The organism is Pantoea allii, from assembly GCF_046529425.1.
Lineage (GTDB): Bacteria > Pseudomonadota > Gammaproteobacteria > Enterobacterales > Enterobacteriaceae > Pantoea > Pantoea allii.
This window is the reverse complement of the sequence record NZ_CP125958.1, coordinates 3745624-3763219: the sequence shown is the minus strand read 5'-3', so window position 1 is coordinate 3763219 and position 17596 is coordinate 3745624. Positions and strand designations below refer to the sequence as shown.

Genomic DNA, 17596 nt, shown 5'->3' with positions numbered 1-17596 from the left:
AGCACAGGGTGTTGTGATCATTAAGTGATTTTTATGTTTTATTTGAGTTTTTAAAAGGCTATTTTTTATATTGATGATAATTAAGGTTTTTTATCATAATTTTTGTAATCCTACTGATGTTGCTTAGTTTTAATGACAAATTAAGCTTATGTTTTACGCGTCCTTACTGTGACGAAGTTCAAGGAATTTCAGGCGGGACTGGGATCGAAGCACATGCGTAAGGCTTCAGTTTAACGATTGGCATGATAGTTTTTAAGGTTAAATAAATTAATGTTTCCTGGCGGAGATAACGATGAGATTTGGTGTTTAGTCCTGTCTGTTTGTATTAATTCATTCGTTATCGCTGGAAAAGGTAAGCGATGCCGGAGAGTGGCAGGGTTCACCGCGATAAAACAGAGGAAAAGATAAGACAGGTTCTGCGACAGGAAGCGGTACACACCGCAGCAGATAGCCCGATGAAAGCAGTGAAATGACGAAAAATCCGTCACAACAGCGCTATCCTGGTTTTCGGCGAGAAATAAGTCGTGTTTGAGTCGAATGGCAGGAGGCATTACGGTCAGGCAAGAGGGGAGAAAATGGCCCCCAATCACGGGGGCGTTGCAGCGGTATGTTGATTAGTACGTTTTTAATCCCACTGACGGAATATTTCTGCCGTAATAAATCTCGCGCATTTCTTTCCACAGCAGGTCGGTAATACGCTTGTGTTCCTGAGGCGTAAGATCTTCAGGACGGGTATTGAAAAGATAGTGTTTTAAATCGAACTCTTTTAATAACATCTTGGTGTGAAAGATATTTTCCTGGTAAACGTTAACATCAACCATGTCGTACATGCCCTTCATGTCCTCAGACATAAAGTTCTGGATAGAATTAATCTCATGGTCGATAAAATGTTTCACGCCGTTCACGTCACGTGTAAAACCCCGTACGCGATAATCCACAGTGACGATATCTGACTCCAACTGGTGAATCAGATAATTGAGTGCCTTAAGGGGGGAAATCACGCCGCAGGTCGACACTTCAATGTCAGCACGGAAGGTGCAAAGGCCGCCTTCAGGGTGGCTCTCTGGGTAGGTATGGACACAAATATGGCTTTTATCCAGATGCGCGACCACAGAATTTGGCAGCGGCCCCGGATGCTCAGAGGTATCAATATCTTTGGGATCGATGGGCTCTTCACTCACCAGAATGGTTACGCTGGCACCCTGTGGCTCATAATCCTGACGCGCGATATTGAGAACATTCGCGCCAATGATCGAACAGGTTTCGGTCAGAATTTCTGTCAGGCGATTGGCATTGTATTGCTCGTCAATGTAAGCAATATAACCATCACGTTCAGCTTCAGTATTTGCATAGCAAATATCGTAGATACAAAAACTCAGGCTTTTGGTCAGGTTATTGAAGCCATGTAGTTTTAGCTTTTGCAATTTTACTCACCCCCTTATAAATGCCCAGTCAGCGCGGGTCTTCCAGTGCATTCAACAGATATTGTGGCAGGGCAAAGCTGCCAGTGTGGATTGCCGGTGTATAGTAACGGCAGTTCAGGCCAGAGGCCTCAAAACGCGCTTGCAGTATGGCAGGATCGGGCTGGCGTAACGCCGGATTGTCGCTTGCCCAGGCAAAGGTCATGATGCCGCCGTAGTAAGTCGGGATAGCGGCCTGATAAAAGCTGACGTCCTGAAAATAGTGACTGAGTTTGCGATGGCTGTTAACCGCCTCATCCTGCTGCAGGAAGCACACGCCGTTTTGGGCAACGAAAATACCGTTTTCATTCAGGGCGTTTTTACAGCCCGCATAAAATTCAGAGGTAAACAGACTTTCGCCAGGACCAATAGGATCGGTGCAGTCAGAGATAATAACGTCGAACTTTTCAGTCGTGTGATTAACGAAATTAACACCGTCATCAATCACCAGATTCAGCCGCGGGTCGTCATAAGCCCCGGCACTGTGGTTGGGCAAATACTGGCGGCAAAAGGTGACCACGCCAGCATCAATCTCGACCATGGTGATTTTTTTGATAGCAGAGTGTCGGGACACTTCGCGCAACATGGCACCGTCGCCGCCGCCAATGATCAGCACGCTTTTTGCCGAACCGTGAGCCAGCAACGGCACGTGCGTCATCATTTCGTGATAGATAAACTCATCACGTTCAGTGGTTTGCACCACGCCATCCAGCGCCATGACGCGACCCATTGCCGCGTTTTCAAAGATGATTAAATCCTGGTGGGCCGTTTTATCACGATAAAGCTGCTTATCGACGGTAAAATACTGGCCAAAGCCGGTATGAAGTGTTTCATACCACATCTCATTTTGGGCCATGATGGGGCTCTCCTTTCGTGACATCACCCTGAAAATCGGCGGGACATCATAGCTAACTATGATAGTCGTTGCACGGGCAAATGTCTGGCGGGAGAGCGGGCTGGCGCGCTACTTTACATAGGCAAGCAGGCTGAGAGAGTCTCGGGCCAACGACTTACATTTTTTGTCGTTAGCAATAGCGATACCGCTTAAATCACGATAGCTGGCTTCGCCGAGTGCCTTCATGTTGTAGTTGTTGTAATTGCTTAAATCCCAGCGGTTCTGCTGGGCAAAAAACACCAACGCCTTACGAATCTGCGCATCGGGCAAATCCTGGTAGCCACAATCATTTTTTAAATAAACGAATACGGCAGTGAGATCGGCAAGATCTTCTGCTTCGGATTCGCTCAGGGCAAAGCTGGTGGAGGAGAAGCCGAAGAGTCCCGCCAGCAGCAGGATCTTGATGCTTTTCTTCATAGTTATTCTCATCTGATAGGAGTCTTAGAGACGTTAGCACAGTTATGTAAAGATTTTCGATCAATTTACGTTTTTCGGGGCATTCTGTGTGGCAGGGCTTGACCTTGCCATAAGTGCAGGGTTTAGGCTTGAGGTCATTTCGTTACAAGGATGCTGATTATGCAACGTCGCCACTTTTTGAAACTCAGCGCGGCACTGGGCGCTGCGGGTGCGCTACCGCTCTGGAGCCGCTCGCTCATGGCAGCCAGCCGACCGCCGCTTCCCATCCCCGCGTTGCTGGAGGCGGATGCCAAAGGCCAGTACAGCCTGACGGCGATGGAGGGCACCACGCAATGGCAGGGTAAAGCGGTGCCCACCTGGGGCTACAACGGCAGCCTGCTGGGGCCGGCTATTCGCCTGAAAAGGGGACGACGGCCACCATTAACATCCATAACCGGCTCAGGGAGGCGACGACGCTGCACTGGCACGGCCTGGAAATCCCCGGCGAGGTCGACGGCGGCCCACAGGGCATTATTGCGCCGGGCGCGATGCGTCAGGTTACGTTCACCCCGGATCAGCCAGCGGCAACCTGCTGGTATCATCCCCATCTGCATGGCAAAACCGGTCATCAGGTCGCACAAGGGCTGGCGGGGTTAATCGTGCTGGACGATCAGGCGTCAGGCACGCTCCGTCTGCCCAGCCAGTGGGGCACGGACGATGTGCCGCTTATTTTTCAGGACAAGCAACTGACGCCGTCGGGCGAGCGTATCGATTACCAACTGGATGTCATGCGCGCGGCGGTAGGCTGGTTTGGCGACATGATGCTCACCAATGGCGTGCAGTATCCCCAGCATGCCGTCCCGCGTGGCTGGCTCCGTCTGAGGCTGCTTAACGGCTGTAATGCCCGTTCTCTGCATATTGCTGCCAGCGACAAGCGCCCTTTGTATGTTATCGCCAGCGACGGCGGACTGCTGTCTGAGCCGGTCAAACTAGACTCGCTCCCGCTGCTGCCGGGTGAACGCTTTGAGATCATGATCGATACCTCAGACGGCAACGCCTTTGATATCGTTACGCTGCCCGTCACGCAAATGGGCATGACGCTGGCACCTTTCGATCACCCCTTACCATTGGTGAATATCTTGCCGCTGCGGATCATGGCCAGCGCAACCTTACCTGACCAGTTAGCGACGCTGCCGGCCGTGCCGAAAACAGAAAACCTGACAACGCGCTGGCTGCAGCTCAGTATGGATCCGCAGTTGGATCAACAGGGGATGCAGGCGCTGATGGCGCGCTATGGTGAGAAAGCCATGGGGAAAGGGGCGGACCATGATATGGCGATGGGCAACGATGCGAGTGGGATGAAACATGATGGCGATGCGCAGACGATGGATCACCAGAATATGGACCAGGGTGAGAAGGCTGCGGCGACCTATGATTTTCACAACGGAAATAAAATCAACGGCCTGCCGTTTGATATGACCCGGCCAGCCTTTGACGTGAAGCAGGGCACCCTCGAAAAATGGACCATTTCCGGCGAAGGCGACAGCATGCTGCATCCTTTCCATATTCACGGTACACAGTTCCGCATTCTTTCAGAAAACGGTAAACCGCCCGCCGCTCATCGTCAGGGTTGGAAAGACATGGTGAATGTCGACGGCTGGCGCAGCGAAGTGCTGGTCCGTTTCAACCACCTTGCCGCCGCCGATCATGCGTATATGGCCCATTGTCATTTGCTGGAGCATGAAGATACCGGAATGATGCTGGGTTTTACCGTGACCTGACCTCAGGCACGGTCAAGGGCCAGCCGGATATCCTCTACCAGGTCGCCGGCGTTTTCGATGCCGATAGATAATCGTATCGTCGCGTCGGTGATGCCAATCCGCTGACGCACTGCATCAGGCACGCCAGAATGGGTGGTGGTGCCGGGATGGCTGGCAAGCGATTCGGTGCCGCCCAGGCTGACGGCCTGTTTAAACAGTGAAAGCGCATTGAGAAAGCGAAACGCCGCGGGCTGTCCGCCAACAATGTCAAAAGAGAACGTTGATCCGGCGCCGCTGCACTGTTCACGATACGTTCTGCCTGCAGGGCTTTCTGCATCCAGGTAGGGTAACCAGTGCAGCGCTGCGACTTTGGGATGAGGGCGCAAAAAGGCGGCGACGGCTTCGGCATTGTGAAACGCTTTCTCCATGCGCAACGACAGCGTTTCCAGCGAACGGCCAATCATCCAGCTTGAGTGCGGGTCCAACTGTGTGCCAATCGCGCTACGCAGGGCACGAATTTGCGTCATCAGTGTTTTGTTACCCATCACCGCGCCAGCGATGAGATCGGAGTGCCCGCCCACGTATTTGGTCAGAGAATAAAGCGAGAGGTCTGCACCCAGCGTCAAAGGCTGCTGAAAAATCGGGCCCAGCAGCGTGTTATCACAGGCGACCACCGGACGTGAACCCTGTTGCCGCGCAATGTCGTCGGCGATGCGTGCCATCAGGGCAATATTGACCAGGCTGTTAGTCGGGTTAGCCGGTGTTTCCACCAGAATCAGCGCAACACGTCCCAGCGCCATCGCGCTATGTGCCGCATCGCGCACTTTGGCCTCATCGTGCCCGTCACTAAAGCCAACCGCGTTGATGTTCAGATTTTGCAGTGTCTTACTCAGCAGCGTTTCCGTACCACCATACAGCGGCTGAGAATGCAAAATGACGTCACCGGGCCTTGCAAAGGTTAACAGCGTTGTCGAAATGGCTGCCATACCGGAGGCGAACAAGGCACAGCTTTCTGCCTGTTCATAGATTGCCAGCCTGTCTTCAACGATCTCACTGTTAGGATGATTAAAGCGGGAATAGACCAGTCCGCCGCTTTTGCCTTCTGGCGGCTGACGGCGGCCTGAAACGTAATCGAAAAAGTCGCGGCCTTCTTCTGCGCTGTCAAAAACAAAGGTTGAGGTAAGAAACACCGGCGGCTTAACCGCCCCCTCAGACAGGCGAGGATCGTAGCCATAATTCAGCATCTGCGTTTCAGGATGCAGTTGACGATCGCCAACGTGCGTTTTCTTACTTGAGGGTAAGGCCATGGAGATCTCCCAATAAGGTCGCTAACCGCATAACGATATGTTGTTAAAATCGTATCATGCAGTAATTAATGCTGCTAAATGCCGTATTGTTCTAAGGTAATGCTGATGATGCAACAGCCTGAACGCAGGTGAAGAATTTTACCGCACGTAAACGTTTGCTATTTCCGTGCGGCGTCAGTACTCAGTTCTACTATGATAAACTGCGTGGCTTTGTGAGCTACCAGGCAGAAGGCAATGAAACATACTGTTGACGTAATGATCCCTGAAGAGGCAATCGCCGCGCGCATTGCTGAACTGGGCAAAGAGATTACCGCCCATTACCGCGACAGCGGCAGTGATATGGTGCTGGTGGGGCTACTTCGTGGCTCGTTCATGTTTATGGCTGATTTATGCCGCGTCATTGACGTGCCACACGAAGTGGATTTTATGACCGCATCCAGTTACGGCAGCGGTATGTCCACGACCCGGGATGTTAAAATCCTCAAAGATCTGGATGAAGATATTCGGGGTAAAGACGTATTAATCGTCGAAGACATCATCGACTCCGGTAACACGCTTTCCAAAGTGCGCGAGATCCTGCGCCTGCGTGAGCCAAAATCACTGGCGATTTGTACCCTGCTGGACAAGCCTGAACGCCGTGAAGTCGACGTCAAGGTTGAATACGTGGGCTTTTCCATTCCTGACGAGTTTGTCGTGGGCTTTGGCATTGACTATGCGCAGCATTATCGCCATCTGCCTTACATTGGCAAAGTGGTGCCGCTCGAAGACTGAATGCCGTTTACCGCACATTCTTCCAAGGCCCGCGCCCTTCATTTCGTGTAGGCTTGTCGCGCACAGCGGTTACTGGCGCTAAAAATCGCCCTTAACCAACAGATTGGCCATGCCGTGACGATAGCGTTGCTCAAGGTTTTCCCGGCTGCTTGCCGTAACATCAAGGTTACGCAGGCAGCCATCCTGGATACCGTAAACCCAGCCATGCAGCGAAACTTTGCGTCCGCGCTTCCAGGCGGATTGCAGAATAGTGGAATGCCCCAGATTATAAACCTGCTCAACGACGTTGATTTCGCAGAGTTTATCCAGGCGTTTATCCGGCGGGAGTTCTCCCAGCAACACGCTATGCTTGTACCAGAGATCGCGAATGTGCAGCAGCCAGTTATCAATAAGACCGAGCTCTGGATTATCCATTGCGGCCTGCACACCGCCGCAACCATAGTGGCCGCACACGATGATGTGTTCAACTTCCAGCACTTCAACGGCGTATTGCACGACAGAAAGGCAGTTAAGGTCGGTATGAACCACCAGGTTGGCAACGTTGCGATGAACAAACAGTTCGCCGGGTTCAAGGCCGGTGAGACGTTCGGCGGGTACGCGGCTGTCTGAACAGCCAATCCAAAGGAAACGCGGTTTTTGCGCCTGAGCCAGTCGCTCAAAAAAGCCGGGATCTTCTTTGACCAGTAATGTGGACCATTCGCGGTTATTACTGATCAGGGTATCAATATCTGTCATGGCGTTAAGCAACCTGTTACTGCGCATTTGCGTGCGCGTACTATAGGCGAAGGCTTCCTAAATTCAAACGGCATTACAATGCCACAAAACAGGGTATGTATTCAGAATGACCTATGCACTGGAACTTTCCCGGCTGACCAAGACCTATCCCGGCGGCGTACAGGCGCTCAAGGGCATCGATCTCAACGTCGAAGCCGGTGATTTTTATGCACTACTGGGACCTAACGGCGCGGGTAAATCAACCACTATCGGCATTATCAGTTCGCTGGTGAATAAGTCTGAGGGAAGCGTACGCGTCTTCGGCTACGATCTGGAAAAAGACGTGGTCAATGCCAAACGCCAGTTGGGCCTTGTCCCACAGGAGTTTAACTTCAACCCGTTTGAGACGGTCATGCAGATCGTGGTGAATCAGGCCGGTTACTATGGCGTTGAGCGCCGTGAAGCGCTTCAGCGTGCGGAAAAGCATCTGAAACAGCTCGACCTGTGGGAAAAACGCAATGAGCGGGCGCGGATGCTGTCCGGCGGGATGAAACGTCGCCTGATGATCGCCCGTGCCCTGATGCATTCGCCTAAATTGCTGATTCTGGATGAACCCACTGCCGGGGTTGATATTGAACTGCGCCGCTCAATGTGGGTGTTTCTGAAAGATCTCAATGCCCAGGGCACCACCATTATCCTGACCACTCACTATCTTGAAGAGGCCGAAATGCTGTGCCGCAACATCGGCATTATTCAAAATGGTGAGCTGGTGGAAAACACCTCAATGAAATCTCTGCTTTCAAAGCTGAAATCAGAAACGTTCATCCTGGATCTGGCCCCGCGCAGTCCGTTGCCGTCGCTGGAAGGTTTCCAGTACCGGCTGGTTGATACCTCGACGCTGGAAGTGGAAGTGCTACGCGAACAGGGGCTGAACAGTGTATTTAGCCAGCTCAGCGCCCAGGGCGTACAGGTACTGAGTATGCGCAACAAAGCGAATCGTCTGGAAGAGCTGTTCGTCGGCCTGACGCAAGGAAAAACAGGAGCTAAAGCATGACACATTTGTACTGGGTGGCGTTAAAGAGCATCTGGGCCAGGGAGGTGAACCGTTTCGCCCGTATCTGGATTCAGACGTTGGTGCCGCCCGTCATCACCATGACGCTTTATTTTATTATCTTCGGTAACCTTATCGGTGCGCGCATCGGCGATATGAATGGGTTCAGCTACATGCAGTTTATTGTGCCTGGATTGATCATGATGTCGGTGATCACCAACGCCTATGCCAACGTGGCTTCCTCGTTCTTTAGCGCCAAATTTCAGCGCAATATCGAAGAGCTGCTGGTGGCACCGGTGCCGACGCACATCATTATTGCGGGCTACGTCGGTGGCGGTGTGGCACGCGGGGTTTGTGTTGGTGTGCTGGTCACGGCCGTCTCGCTGTTTTTCGTGCCGTTCCATGTGCACTCCTGGATGATGGTTGCCATCACGCTGCTGCTCACTGCCGTGCTGTTTTCGCTGGCGGGCCTGATCAATGCGGTGTTTGCCCGCACCTTTGACGATATCAGCCTGATTCCCACCTTTGTGCTGACACCATTAACCTACCTGGGCGGCGTATTCTATTCGCTGACGTTGTTACCGCCAGTGTGGCAGGCGATTTCAAAGCTGAACCCGGTGGTGTACATGATAAGCGGCTTCCGCTTTGGCTTTCTCGGTATCCACGACGTGCCACTGGCCCTGACCTTATCGGTTCTGATTGCCTTTATCGTGGTGTTCTATATCGCGGTGTACTTCCTGATCCAGCGCGGGCGTGGATTGCGCACCTGATGCAGTAACGGGCAAAAAAAAGCAGCGATATCGCTGCTTTTTTTATGCCAATGTCCCGTCCTGAATAGCGTTGACACATTTTCCACTGGTTTTGAGGAGAATGTGATGAAACAGTATGTTAAACGCACTCAGCGGGATTACTCTCTGTCCTTTAAGCTGGCAGTCGTGGAGCAGGTTGAAAAAGGCGAGATGACTTACCGCCAGGCTCAGGAACGCTACGGCATCCAGGGATGTTCCACCGTGCTCATGTGGTTACGTAAATACGGTCATCTGGACTGGCAGTCATCCCGGCAGCGCACCACCCGTGGAGGAAACATGACAAAATCTCTTCCCCTCACACCTGAACAGCGAATCAAAGAGCTTGAGCAGCAACTGGCTGAATCCGAAGTTAAAGCGCAGTTTTTTGAAGCTGTCGTGAAGGTGATGAACACCGAATTCGGTGCCACACTCACAAAGAAGCAGTTAGCGTCCTTATCGCGAAAGCACAGACACAATCCCTGAAACTGACTGTCGTCAGGGTCTGCCGGTATTTAAAGATAAGCCGTCAGGCCTGGTATCAGGGATGCCGGCGTGAAATGCTCAGGTCTGAAAAGGCACACCGCATTACTGAGGAAGTCAGACTTATCAGGTTACAGCAGCCCCGCCTGGGTACCCGGAAACTGCAGCATATTCTTAACGAGCGGGAAGATGCCGCATTGCATATCGGGCGGGACAGTCTGTTCGCTGTGCTGCGGGAAGCCCGGTTACTGGTTCATCCGGCAAGGGCTTATCATAAAACAACGAACAGCCGTCATCATTTTTACAGGCATCCGAATCTGCTGAAAGCGGGGCCGGAGCAGACGGTAATCTCCGGTCCGGAGCAGGTATGGGTTGCCGACATCACCTGGCTTCCGGTAAGGACAGGTATGGCCTACATCAGTCTGGTAACGGACGCTTTCTCACGAAAAATCGTGGGGTATCATGTTCATGAAAGTCTGCATACGGAACACGTTATTAAGGCGCTGCAAATGGCACTGAGGGAGCGGCAGGGAAAGGGCCGCCTGATCCACCACTCAGATCGCGGACTTCAGTACTGTTCGGCAATGTATCAGTCAGTGCATAAAAAACACGGTCTTGTCTGTTCAATGACGGACGGCTACGACTGCTATCAGAATGCGCTGGCAGAAAGGGTTAACGGCATACTGAAAAATGAATTACTGATTACGCGTCCGGCAGACGTGGTGCAGGCAGGCAGGATGGTCAGTGAGTCAGTCAGGATCTATAACAGCCAGCGTCCTCATCTGTCATTAAAATATAAAACGCCTGATGAGGTACATCAGGCGTTTTAAAAGATAAAAAAGTGTCAACCTATGCCAGGACTAGTCACAACTGACCTATGCCAGCTGTACCGGCAGCGCTTTTGCGAGGCGCTTCATCTGATTATCCCCTTCAAAGTAGGCCACGTTGGGCTGCCACTGGCGGGCTTGTGCATCATCGACCTGCACATAGGAGCAAATAATCAGGATATCGCCTTCGCAGGCACAGCGAGCCGCTGCACCGTTTACCGAAATGATTTTCGAGCCACGTTCGGCCGCGATGGCATAGGTGGAGAAACGCTGACCGTTGGTAACATTATAAATATCAATGGCTTCATATTGCAGGATGCCAGAAGCATCAAGGAAATCCTGATCGATGGCGCAGGAGCCTTCATAGTTCAGGTCCGCCTGCGTCACTTTCACGCGATGCAATTTGCCTTGTAAAACCGTGCGAATCATAGTCAGAAACCTTGTTAAACAGCCAAAAATACGACCTGCAACCCGCAGCCTTTACTGCGTGAGGTCGACCTGTTGATTATCGATCAGCCGTGCGTTCCCCAGCCAGGCCGCCATTAAAACCACGGCACGCTGACTGTCCACCGTCAGAGGCTGTAGCGTTTCTGCATCACAGATTGCCAGACCGTCCGGGCGAAAGCCTTTTTCCTGCAGCGACAGATTCGCGGCATCAATAATATCGTCAATCTGCCGCTCGCCATTAGCCAGTCGGGCTGCCATCTCATTCATCACCTGGCTCAGCGCGGGGGCCAACTTGCGTTCATCGTCAGTGAGATAACCATTGCGTGAACTGAGTGCCAGACCGTCTTTGGCGCGCACCGTGGGCACACCAATAATCTCAATGTCGAAACCCATATCCGCCACCATTTTACGAATGATGGCTAACTGCTGAAAATCTTTCTCACCGAAGCAGGCAATATCGGGCTGAACCAGATTGAATAATTTACTGACGATGGTCGCGACGCCGCGAAAATGGCCGGGACGACTCGCGCCTTCCAGCAGCGATGACAACACCGGGACGTCCACAAACGTCTGATTGGCCAATCCCTGAGGATAAACCTCTGCAGGTGAGGGGGCAAACACCACATCGACCGCATGGCGGTTCAGCTTTTCGCAATCCTCCTGAAGCGTGCGCGGATAGCGGGCCAAATCGTCAGGACGATCAAACTGCATGGGGTTAACGAATATGGACACGATCACGATATCACCCCGTTCACGTGCCTCGTCGACCAGCGTCAAATGTCCTTCGTGCAGATTGCCCATAGTCGGCACCAACGCGATGCGTTTACCTTGCTCGCGCCAGCGACGAACGTCGCGGCGTAACATGGGCAGAGTTTCGATGATCAGCACGGCAATTCTCCTGAATTACTGGAAACTGTGTTCCACGGCGGGGTAGCGTCCTGCTTCAACTTCGGCAATATATTGGCGAATGGCCGCCCGAATATCGCCCGTCTCCGCCAGGAAATTTTTAGCAAATTTGGGAACATGTCCGCCAGTGATGCCCAGGGCGTCATGCATGACCAGTATCTGACCGTCAGTGACATTTCCTGCGCCGATACCAATAACCGGAATCGCCAGTGCCTGGGTCACGCGCTGTGCCAGCGCAACAGGGACGCACTCCAGCACAAGCAGCTGTGCACCCGCCGCCTCCAGGGCCAGGGCATCAGCCAGAAGCTGCTCTGCGCCCGCTTCATCGCGGCCCTGCACTTTATAGCCACCAAAAATATTCACGGACTGCGGCGTTAATCCCAGATGCCCGCAAACCGGAACGGCGCGCTCCGTCAGCATTCGTACGCTCTCCGCCAGCCATGCGCCGCCTTCCAGTTTCACCATATTGGCACCGGCGCGCATCAACTGCGCCGCGTTATCAAAGGTTTGCTGAGGCGTGGCATAACTCATAAAGGGCAGGTCAGCCAGCAAAAGCGACTGAGGCGCGCCACGGCGCACTGCAGCGGTATGGTAGGCAATGTCATTTACCGTAACGGGCAACGTTGAGTCATGGCCTTGCACGGTCATTCCAAGTGAATCGCCCACCAGCAGGACCTGAATGCCTTCATCGGCAAACAGTCGGGCAAAACTAAACTCGTAGGCGGTCAGGGTGGCGAATTTTTTGCCGCTTTCTTTCCACTGACGCAGGTGAGAAATGGTGGTGGGTTTCATGGTGCTCTCAACTCAGAAATTCAGATTGGCGCATTTTACTGGATAGTGTTGCAGAGCGGAATCCATGAAGTGTGATTAGGTGCTTAGCTGTGCCATGGTCGGATGCTGGAACGGTCCAACTGGGCCAGGATTGGTTTGAGCGACCGACCGTCTGGCAGGCTCAGATCGGGGGCAATCTCCAGCAACGGAACCAGCATAAATGCGCGATTAAGCAAATCATAATGCGGCACGGTGAGACGGTCGCTGTTGAGGCTGGCTGTACCAAACAACATGATATCAATATCCAGCGTGCGTGGTCCCCAGCGCTCGGCCTTGCGAACGCGACCGTGTTCCTGCTCAATGCGCTGCGTCTGGTCCAGCAGCGCCTCGGCAGACAACGCGGTATCGAGAGCGACGGCCGCATTGAGATAATCGGGCTGGTCCGGTGGGCCATAGGGCGGCGTCCGGTAAAAAGCGGAGGTCGCCACGCGCTGTGTATCAGGGAGTGCATCCAGCGCTGACAGCGCTGCATCAATCTGATGCAGCGGATCGGCAAGGTTACTGCCTAGTGCCAGATACACACGTGTCATGACGCGCTATTGTTATCACGACGCGGAGCCGTTGAACGGCGACGTGGGCGGCGCGTGCGGCTGCGTGGTGCCGGATCGTCTCCCAGCGTATTCAGCATGGTCTTCTGCTGTGGCGGCGCGGCCACCTGGAACTCGCCCCACCACTTACTCAGACGCAGCAGTTCCGGGTTATTTTCTACCTCAGCCCGCAAAGAAAGCAGGTCGTAAGCGGCGCGGAACTTCGGATGCTCCATCAGCTTCCAGGCTCGCTTACCATGGCGACGAGACATGCGTAACTGCAACTGCCAGATATCACGAATTAACGATGTGATGCGTTTAGGGATCGCCAGCGCACGGCAGGCTTCATCCAGCGTATCGTTCATTGCCAGGGCAAAGGCATCGTAATAGGTCAGGCCACTTTCCTGCGCAATGCGTTCCGCGGCTTCAAGCTGGGGATACCAGAACATCGCGGCAAACAGAAACGCCGGATTAACCCGCATATCATTCTGAATCCGGTTATCGGTGTTCTTCAGCACCTGCGCCAGCATGCGTTCCATGTGGCTGTCGCCGTTCTCGGTAAAGTTACGCGCCAGCGTCGGGAACAGCGGCTGAAATAACTGGTATTCACACAGTTTAAGCCAGGTACTGTAGCCATAGCCGGCCTGCAGCAGCTTTAGCGACTCTTCAAACAGGCGCGCGGCGGGCACGTCACGTAGCAACGACGCCAGGCGTGGAATCGGCTCGGCCGTTTCAGGCGCAATGCGCATATTCAGTTTGGCAGCGAAACGCGCGACACGCAGCATCCGCACCGGATCTTCGCGATAACGGGTTTCCGGGTCGCCAATCAGGCGAATGATGCCTTGTTGCAGATCGTTCAGCCCACCAACATAGTCGCGCACCGAAAAATCGGCCACGCTGTAATAGAGGCTGTTGATGGTCAGATCGCGACGCTGGGCATCATCTTCGATGTTGCCAAAAATGTTGTCGCGCAGCAGCATACCGCTCTGGGCACGCTGAGAGTTGTTCTGATCGTCGGTGGTCTCTTCAATCTGATGATGACCGCGGAACGTTGCCACTTCGATCACTTCCGGGCCAAACATCACGTGCGCCAGACGGAAACGACGACCAACCAGACGGCAGTTGCGGAACAGTTTACGCATCTGCTCCGGCGTGGCGTTTGTGGTCACGTCGAAGTCTTTCGGCTTCTGCCCCAGCAGCAAATCGCGTACGCCACCGCCAACAAGATAGGCTTCATAACCGGCTTTATTCAGGCGATATAGCACCTTGAGGGCATTTTCGCTGATGTCTTTACGTGAGATGGTGTGGCTTTCACGAGGAATGATGGTCATATGACTCTCAGGTTCAACCTCTGCTGGTGCTTCCTCGTCATCACGCTTCAGGACTTTCCGGCAAAAATTAGCTACTCGGGTAAAAATGGGACACCTCGACAGTGACAATTAGGGTGTAGGTAAAATCAGCGGCTAATCATAGCCTGTTGTGAATCATTTGAGAATGCTGTTGTCTATGCATCCGTTATCAGGGCGTTATCATGAGGTATCAAAGCGATATTCCACTGCTTCACAGCCTCAGACAGCAGTTTCTCCTGCGTTTTGTCCTTCCAACCTTCGCCAACCGGCTGCCCCAGAAAGCGTAAAGCCTGTACCAGGCAGGGACGTGTATCCCCATCAGGCAGCGCGGGCGCATGATTTTGTTTAGAAAGTTTGTGACCATCAGCGGTGATCGCCAGGGGCAAATGCAGATAGTCCGGCGGCATCCAGCCGAATTGCTGATAAAGCGCAATCTGCCGTACCGTTGGCTCAATTAAATCAGCCCCACGCACAATTTCTGTGATGCCCTGATGATGATCGTCCACGACCACCGCCAGATTGTAAGCAAACAGCCCATCACGACGATGAATAATAAAATCTTCTTCAGCCAGTCGCCTGTCGGCGACGACCTCGCCCCTGAGCCGATCCTGAAAACGATAGACAGGTGCATGCTGGCGCAGGCGCAGGGCTGCCTTATCGGGGCCATGTTGCCGGTCCCGACAGTGACCATCGTAAAAGCCGCCAGTTTGCTGAATGCGGCTTCGCGAACAGGTGCAGAAATAACTTTGACGCTGCGTTCTCAACCACTGTAGTGCGTCACGATAGGCGTCATGCCGCTGCGACTGCCACATCACCTCACCATCCCAGTTCAGGCCGTAATGCTCGAGCTGTTGCAGAATCCGCGTGGCGGCACCCGCGACTTCACGAGGCGGATCGATATCTTCAATACGCACCAGCCAGCGACCATGCTGTGCGCGAGCGCTGAGGTAACTGCCTAACGCAGCAATCAGGGAGCCGAAATGGAGTTCACCGGAAGGGGATGGCGCAAAGCGCCCAACGCAGGATGAGAATGACATAGGGATTATGAACCAGACGGCGGAAAAAGATGGCCTTTTCCCGCCGTGTGGCTGCAGTCAGACGGCAACATTAGCCCGCCATTTGCTTCTCACGAATTTCTGCCAGTGTCTTACAGTCGATGCACAGATCGGCAGTAGGACGCGCTTCAAGACGGCGGATACCGATCTCGACGCCACAGGAATCGCAATAGCCGAAGTCGTCGTCTTCGACTTTCTTCAGCGTTTTTTCGATCTTCTTAATTAACTTACGCTCGCGGTCGCGGTTACGCAGTTCCAGGCTGAACTCTTCTTCCTGAGCGGCACGGTCAACCGGGTCCGGGAAGTTTGCAGCTTCATCCTGCATGTGTGTAACGGTGCGATCGACTTCGTCCCGCAATTGATTGCGCCAGGCTTCCAGAATCTTGCGAAAATGGTCCAGTTGCGCGTCATTCATATACTCTTCGCCTGGCTTCTCCTGATAAGGCTCCACCCCAGCGATGGCGAGAATACTCAGGGACGATGTTTTACGGTTTTGCCCTTCTTGCATGTTGTTTCTCTCCTGGATAACACGCACTATACCCTTTGATTGCCATCGGTAAGCGCATACACGCTAACCTTAATGATGACCCTCTCTTGGGTACATCGATCCCCCAACGGGGAAAAAACAGGCCGCTATAAATAACAGAAGCAGTCAAGGTTGGCAATTATTCCTGATCGCATCTTGACAAGCCTGTGAGGAACAGCGTAGTTAGCCCCTGACAGAAGATAGTCATATCACAGAACGATGCCAATGATATTACAATGTTACGTCAATGGCGGTCGTCAGAAACATTCCTGCTGATGACAGTTCTGCCCGGTAAGCCAAAATCTCCACGCCACTCAGCTGCGCCTGTACCAGTTGTTCTGCGTAAGCAGCATCAATGTGACGCGCCGGGGAAACGTCCTCAATCCCCGAGTGCAGAACGGCAAACAACAAAACGGCCCGATGACCTTCTGCGGCAGCCTTACTCAGCTCACGCAGGTGTTTCTGCCCTCGAATCGTCACCGCATCCGGAAAATAGCCTTTACCTTCCTGTAAAAGCGTTACGGATTTCACCTCAATATAGCACTCAGGTCGCTCCTCTGCTTTGAGCAGGAAATCAATTCGGCTTTTTTCACTGCCGTATTTAACTTCCGCCTGACATTTCGCGTAGCCGGTCAGCGGTAAAAGTCGGTTTTCGTCCAGCGCTTCACGCACCAGTTGATTGGCGCGCAGCGTATTGACACAGATCCAGTGGCCTTGCTGCGTCTCGGTCATTTCCCAACTGTGCGGGTATTTGCGCGTCAGGCTGTCTGACGTGGAGTACCACACGGTATCGCCCGGCGTGGCACAGCCGGTCATTGCGCCGGTATTCGCGCAATGTATCGTCAGCGTTTCGCCTTCGGGCGTCACAACATCGGCCAGAAAACGCTTATAGCGAGTAATAAGACGCGCGGGTTTAAGAGCGGGAGAAAAAAGCATAAGGCTCCTGATTAAGAGAGTAACGGCCAACTGGCCAGCGTGCGGTAGCGTGTCCGGCCTTGCGCGTACTCTGAGGCAAAAAGGGAAAACTGACTGACCGTAAATTGCCAGTGAAAGCCACGTGGCGGCAGGGCGACAGGCTGGGTCGCCGCACGCAACAGGCTGACGTGGGGATGAAAGGGCTGAGCCGGTTGTTCGCAGCCATGTCGCGCGGCCTGAGCGCGCAGCAGGCTTGCCAGCTGTAACAAGCCGCGCGGGGGGCGCTGGCAACCCAGCCACACGACGCCGGGGCGCGGCCAGTGACCTGCATCGTCTAACGCAACGTCAAATGCTGGCTGGTTTATACGTGACGCCAGGGCCTGCAACTGTTGTGACGTTCCAGCCGACACATCGCCCAGAAAAGCCAGCGTCAGGTGAAGGTTCGCCGCCGCAATGGGGCGGCCCGCCTCCGCATGAAAGGTTTGTGCCCGCCAGTTCACCAGTTGCTGCTGCAGCGTGTCAGGCGGGGTAATAGCAAAAAATAAGCGTTGTAACGCCATGGCGGTCTCCGGCAATCCTCACGGATGAGTG

General features: G+C 53.4%; 17 protein-coding genes and 2 pseudogenes. 5 read left to right on the top strand and 14 right to left on the bottom strand.

The genetic code is table 11. The features are described from left to right. Positions 1-614: 614 nt before the first annotated feature. From speD to QNH99_RS17835, 3 genes are all read right to left on the bottom strand, one after another. Positions 615-1424: an adenosylmethionine decarboxylase gene (gene speD / locus QNH99_RS17845; protein ID WP_013024649.1), complete on the bottom strand. Its 810-nt coding sequence runs from the start codon at positions 1422-1424 to the stop codon at positions 615-617. Between the two features lie 28 nt (positions 1425-1452). After that, the gene (gene speE, locus QNH99_RS17840; protein ID WP_410516996.1) at positions 1453-2316 is read right to left on the bottom strand and encodes a polyamine aminopropyltransferase; all 864 of its coding nucleotides are present in this window, start codon (positions 2314-2316) and stop codon (positions 1453-1455) included. Between the two features lie 108 nt (positions 2317-2424). After that, positions 2425-2772 carry a YacC family pilotin-like protein gene (locus QNH99_RS17835; RefSeq protein WP_063878440.1) on the bottom strand — a complete coding sequence of 116 codons (348 nt, stop codon included), beginning with the start codon at positions 2770-2772 and terminating at the stop codon, positions 2425-2427. A gap of 159 nt (positions 2773-2931) precedes the next feature. Between QNH99_RS17835 and cueO the strand changes: the two are divergent. Next, positions 2932-4532: pseudogene (cueO, locus tag QNH99_RS17830) on the top strand (multicopper oxidase CueO). Between the two features lie 2 nt (positions 4533-4534). Here the strand turns inward: cueO and QNH99_RS17825 are convergent. Beyond that, entirely contained in the window at positions 4535-5818 is a 1284-nt protein-coding gene (locus tag QNH99_RS17825; RefSeq protein ID WP_410516995.1) for a cystathionine gamma-synthase family protein, read from the bottom strand. A gap of 234 nt (positions 5819-6052) precedes the next feature. On the opposite strand from QNH99_RS17825, the gene hpt reads away from it, so the two are divergent. Further along, positions 6053-6589, top strand: coding sequence for a hypoxanthine phosphoribosyltransferase (hpt, locus tag QNH99_RS17820; protein WP_063878442.1), 537 nt, complete (start codon positions 6053-6055; stop codon positions 6587-6589). A 78-nt stretch (positions 6590-6667) separates the two neighbouring features. On the opposite strand, the gene can is transcribed toward hpt, so the two are convergent. Next, complete coding sequence (can, locus tag QNH99_RS17815) at positions 6668-7324, bottom strand: carbonate dehydratase (protein ID WP_172823888.1); 657 nt, start codon at positions 7322-7324, stop codon at positions 6668-6670. 106 nt (positions 7325-7430) lie between these two features. Between can and QNH99_RS17810 the strand changes: the two genes are divergently transcribed. From QNH99_RS17810 to QNH99_RS17800, 3 genes and pseudogenes are all read left to right on the top strand, one after another. Further along, positions 7431-8357 (top strand): ABC transporter ATP-binding protein, encoded by a 927-nt coding sequence (locus QNH99_RS17810; protein ID WP_063878444.1) that lies wholly within the window; start codon positions 7431-7433, stop codon positions 8355-8357. Further along, complete coding sequence (locus QNH99_RS17805; RefSeq protein ID WP_063878445.1) at positions 8354-9124, top strand: ABC transporter permease; 771 nt, start codon at positions 8354-8356, stop codon at positions 9122-9124. The genes QNH99_RS17810 and QNH99_RS17805 overlap by 4 nt, the downstream gene beginning before the upstream one ends. Positions 9125-9229: 105 nt before the next feature. Next, positions 9230-10452: pseudogene (locus QNH99_RS17800) on the top strand (IS3 family transposase). Positions 10453-10497: 45 nt separating this feature from the next. Here QNH99_RS17800 and panD read toward each other — a convergent pair. The 9 genes from panD to thpR form a co-directional block, all read right to left on the bottom strand. Further along, on the bottom strand, positions 10498-10878 hold the full coding sequence (gene panD / locus QNH99_RS17795) for an aspartate 1-decarboxylase (RefSeq protein ID WP_063878446.1): 381 nt from the start codon (positions 10876-10878) through the stop codon (positions 10498-10500). A gap of 51 nt (positions 10879-10929) precedes the next feature. Beyond that, positions 10930-11784 (bottom strand): pantoate--beta-alanine ligase, encoded by an 855-nt coding sequence (gene panC, locus QNH99_RS17790; RefSeq protein WP_096012088.1) that lies wholly within the window; start codon positions 11782-11784, stop codon positions 10930-10932. 15 nt (positions 11785-11799) lie between these two features. Then, a complete protein-coding gene (gene panB, locus QNH99_RS17785) occupies positions 11800-12594 on the bottom strand; it encodes a 3-methyl-2-oxobutanoate hydroxymethyltransferase (protein ID WP_109718240.1) in 795 nt (264 codons plus the stop codon). Between the two features lie 83 nt (positions 12595-12677). After that, on the bottom strand, positions 12678-13163 hold the full coding sequence (gene folK, locus QNH99_RS17780) for a 2-amino-4-hydroxy-6-hydroxymethyldihydropteridine diphosphokinase (protein ID WP_096012090.1): 486 nt from the start codon (positions 13161-13163) through the stop codon (positions 12678-12680). Further along, a complete protein-coding gene (gene pcnB, locus QNH99_RS17775) occupies positions 13160-14578 on the bottom strand; it encodes a polynucleotide adenylyltransferase PcnB (protein WP_208625032.1) in 1419 nt (472 codons plus the stop codon). The genes folK and pcnB overlap by 4 nt, the downstream gene beginning before the upstream one ends. An 86-nt stretch (positions 14579-14664) precedes the next feature. Then, positions 14665-15546 (bottom strand): tRNA glutamyl-Q(34) synthetase GluQRS, encoded by an 882-nt coding sequence (gluQRS, locus tag QNH99_RS17770; RefSeq protein WP_063878451.1) that lies wholly within the window; start codon positions 15544-15546, stop codon positions 14665-14667. Positions 15547-15616: 70 nt separating this feature from the next. Then, positions 15617-16072: an RNA polymerase-binding protein DksA gene (gene dksA, locus QNH99_RS17765; protein WP_006117731.1), complete on the bottom strand. Its 456-nt coding sequence runs from the start codon at positions 16070-16072 to the stop codon at positions 15617-15619. A gap of 249 nt (positions 16073-16321) precedes the next feature. Beyond that, the gene (sfsA, locus tag QNH99_RS17760) at positions 16322-17026 is read right to left on the bottom strand and encodes a DNA/RNA nuclease SfsA (RefSeq protein ID WP_063878452.1); all 705 of its coding nucleotides are present in this window, start codon (positions 17024-17026) and stop codon (positions 16322-16324) included. A gap of 11 nt (positions 17027-17037) precedes the next feature. After that, complete coding sequence (gene thpR / locus QNH99_RS17755) at positions 17038-17565, bottom strand: RNA 2',3'-cyclic phosphodiesterase (protein ID WP_410516994.1); 528 nt, start codon at positions 17563-17565, stop codon at positions 17038-17040. Positions 17566-17596 lie beyond the last annotated feature (31 nt).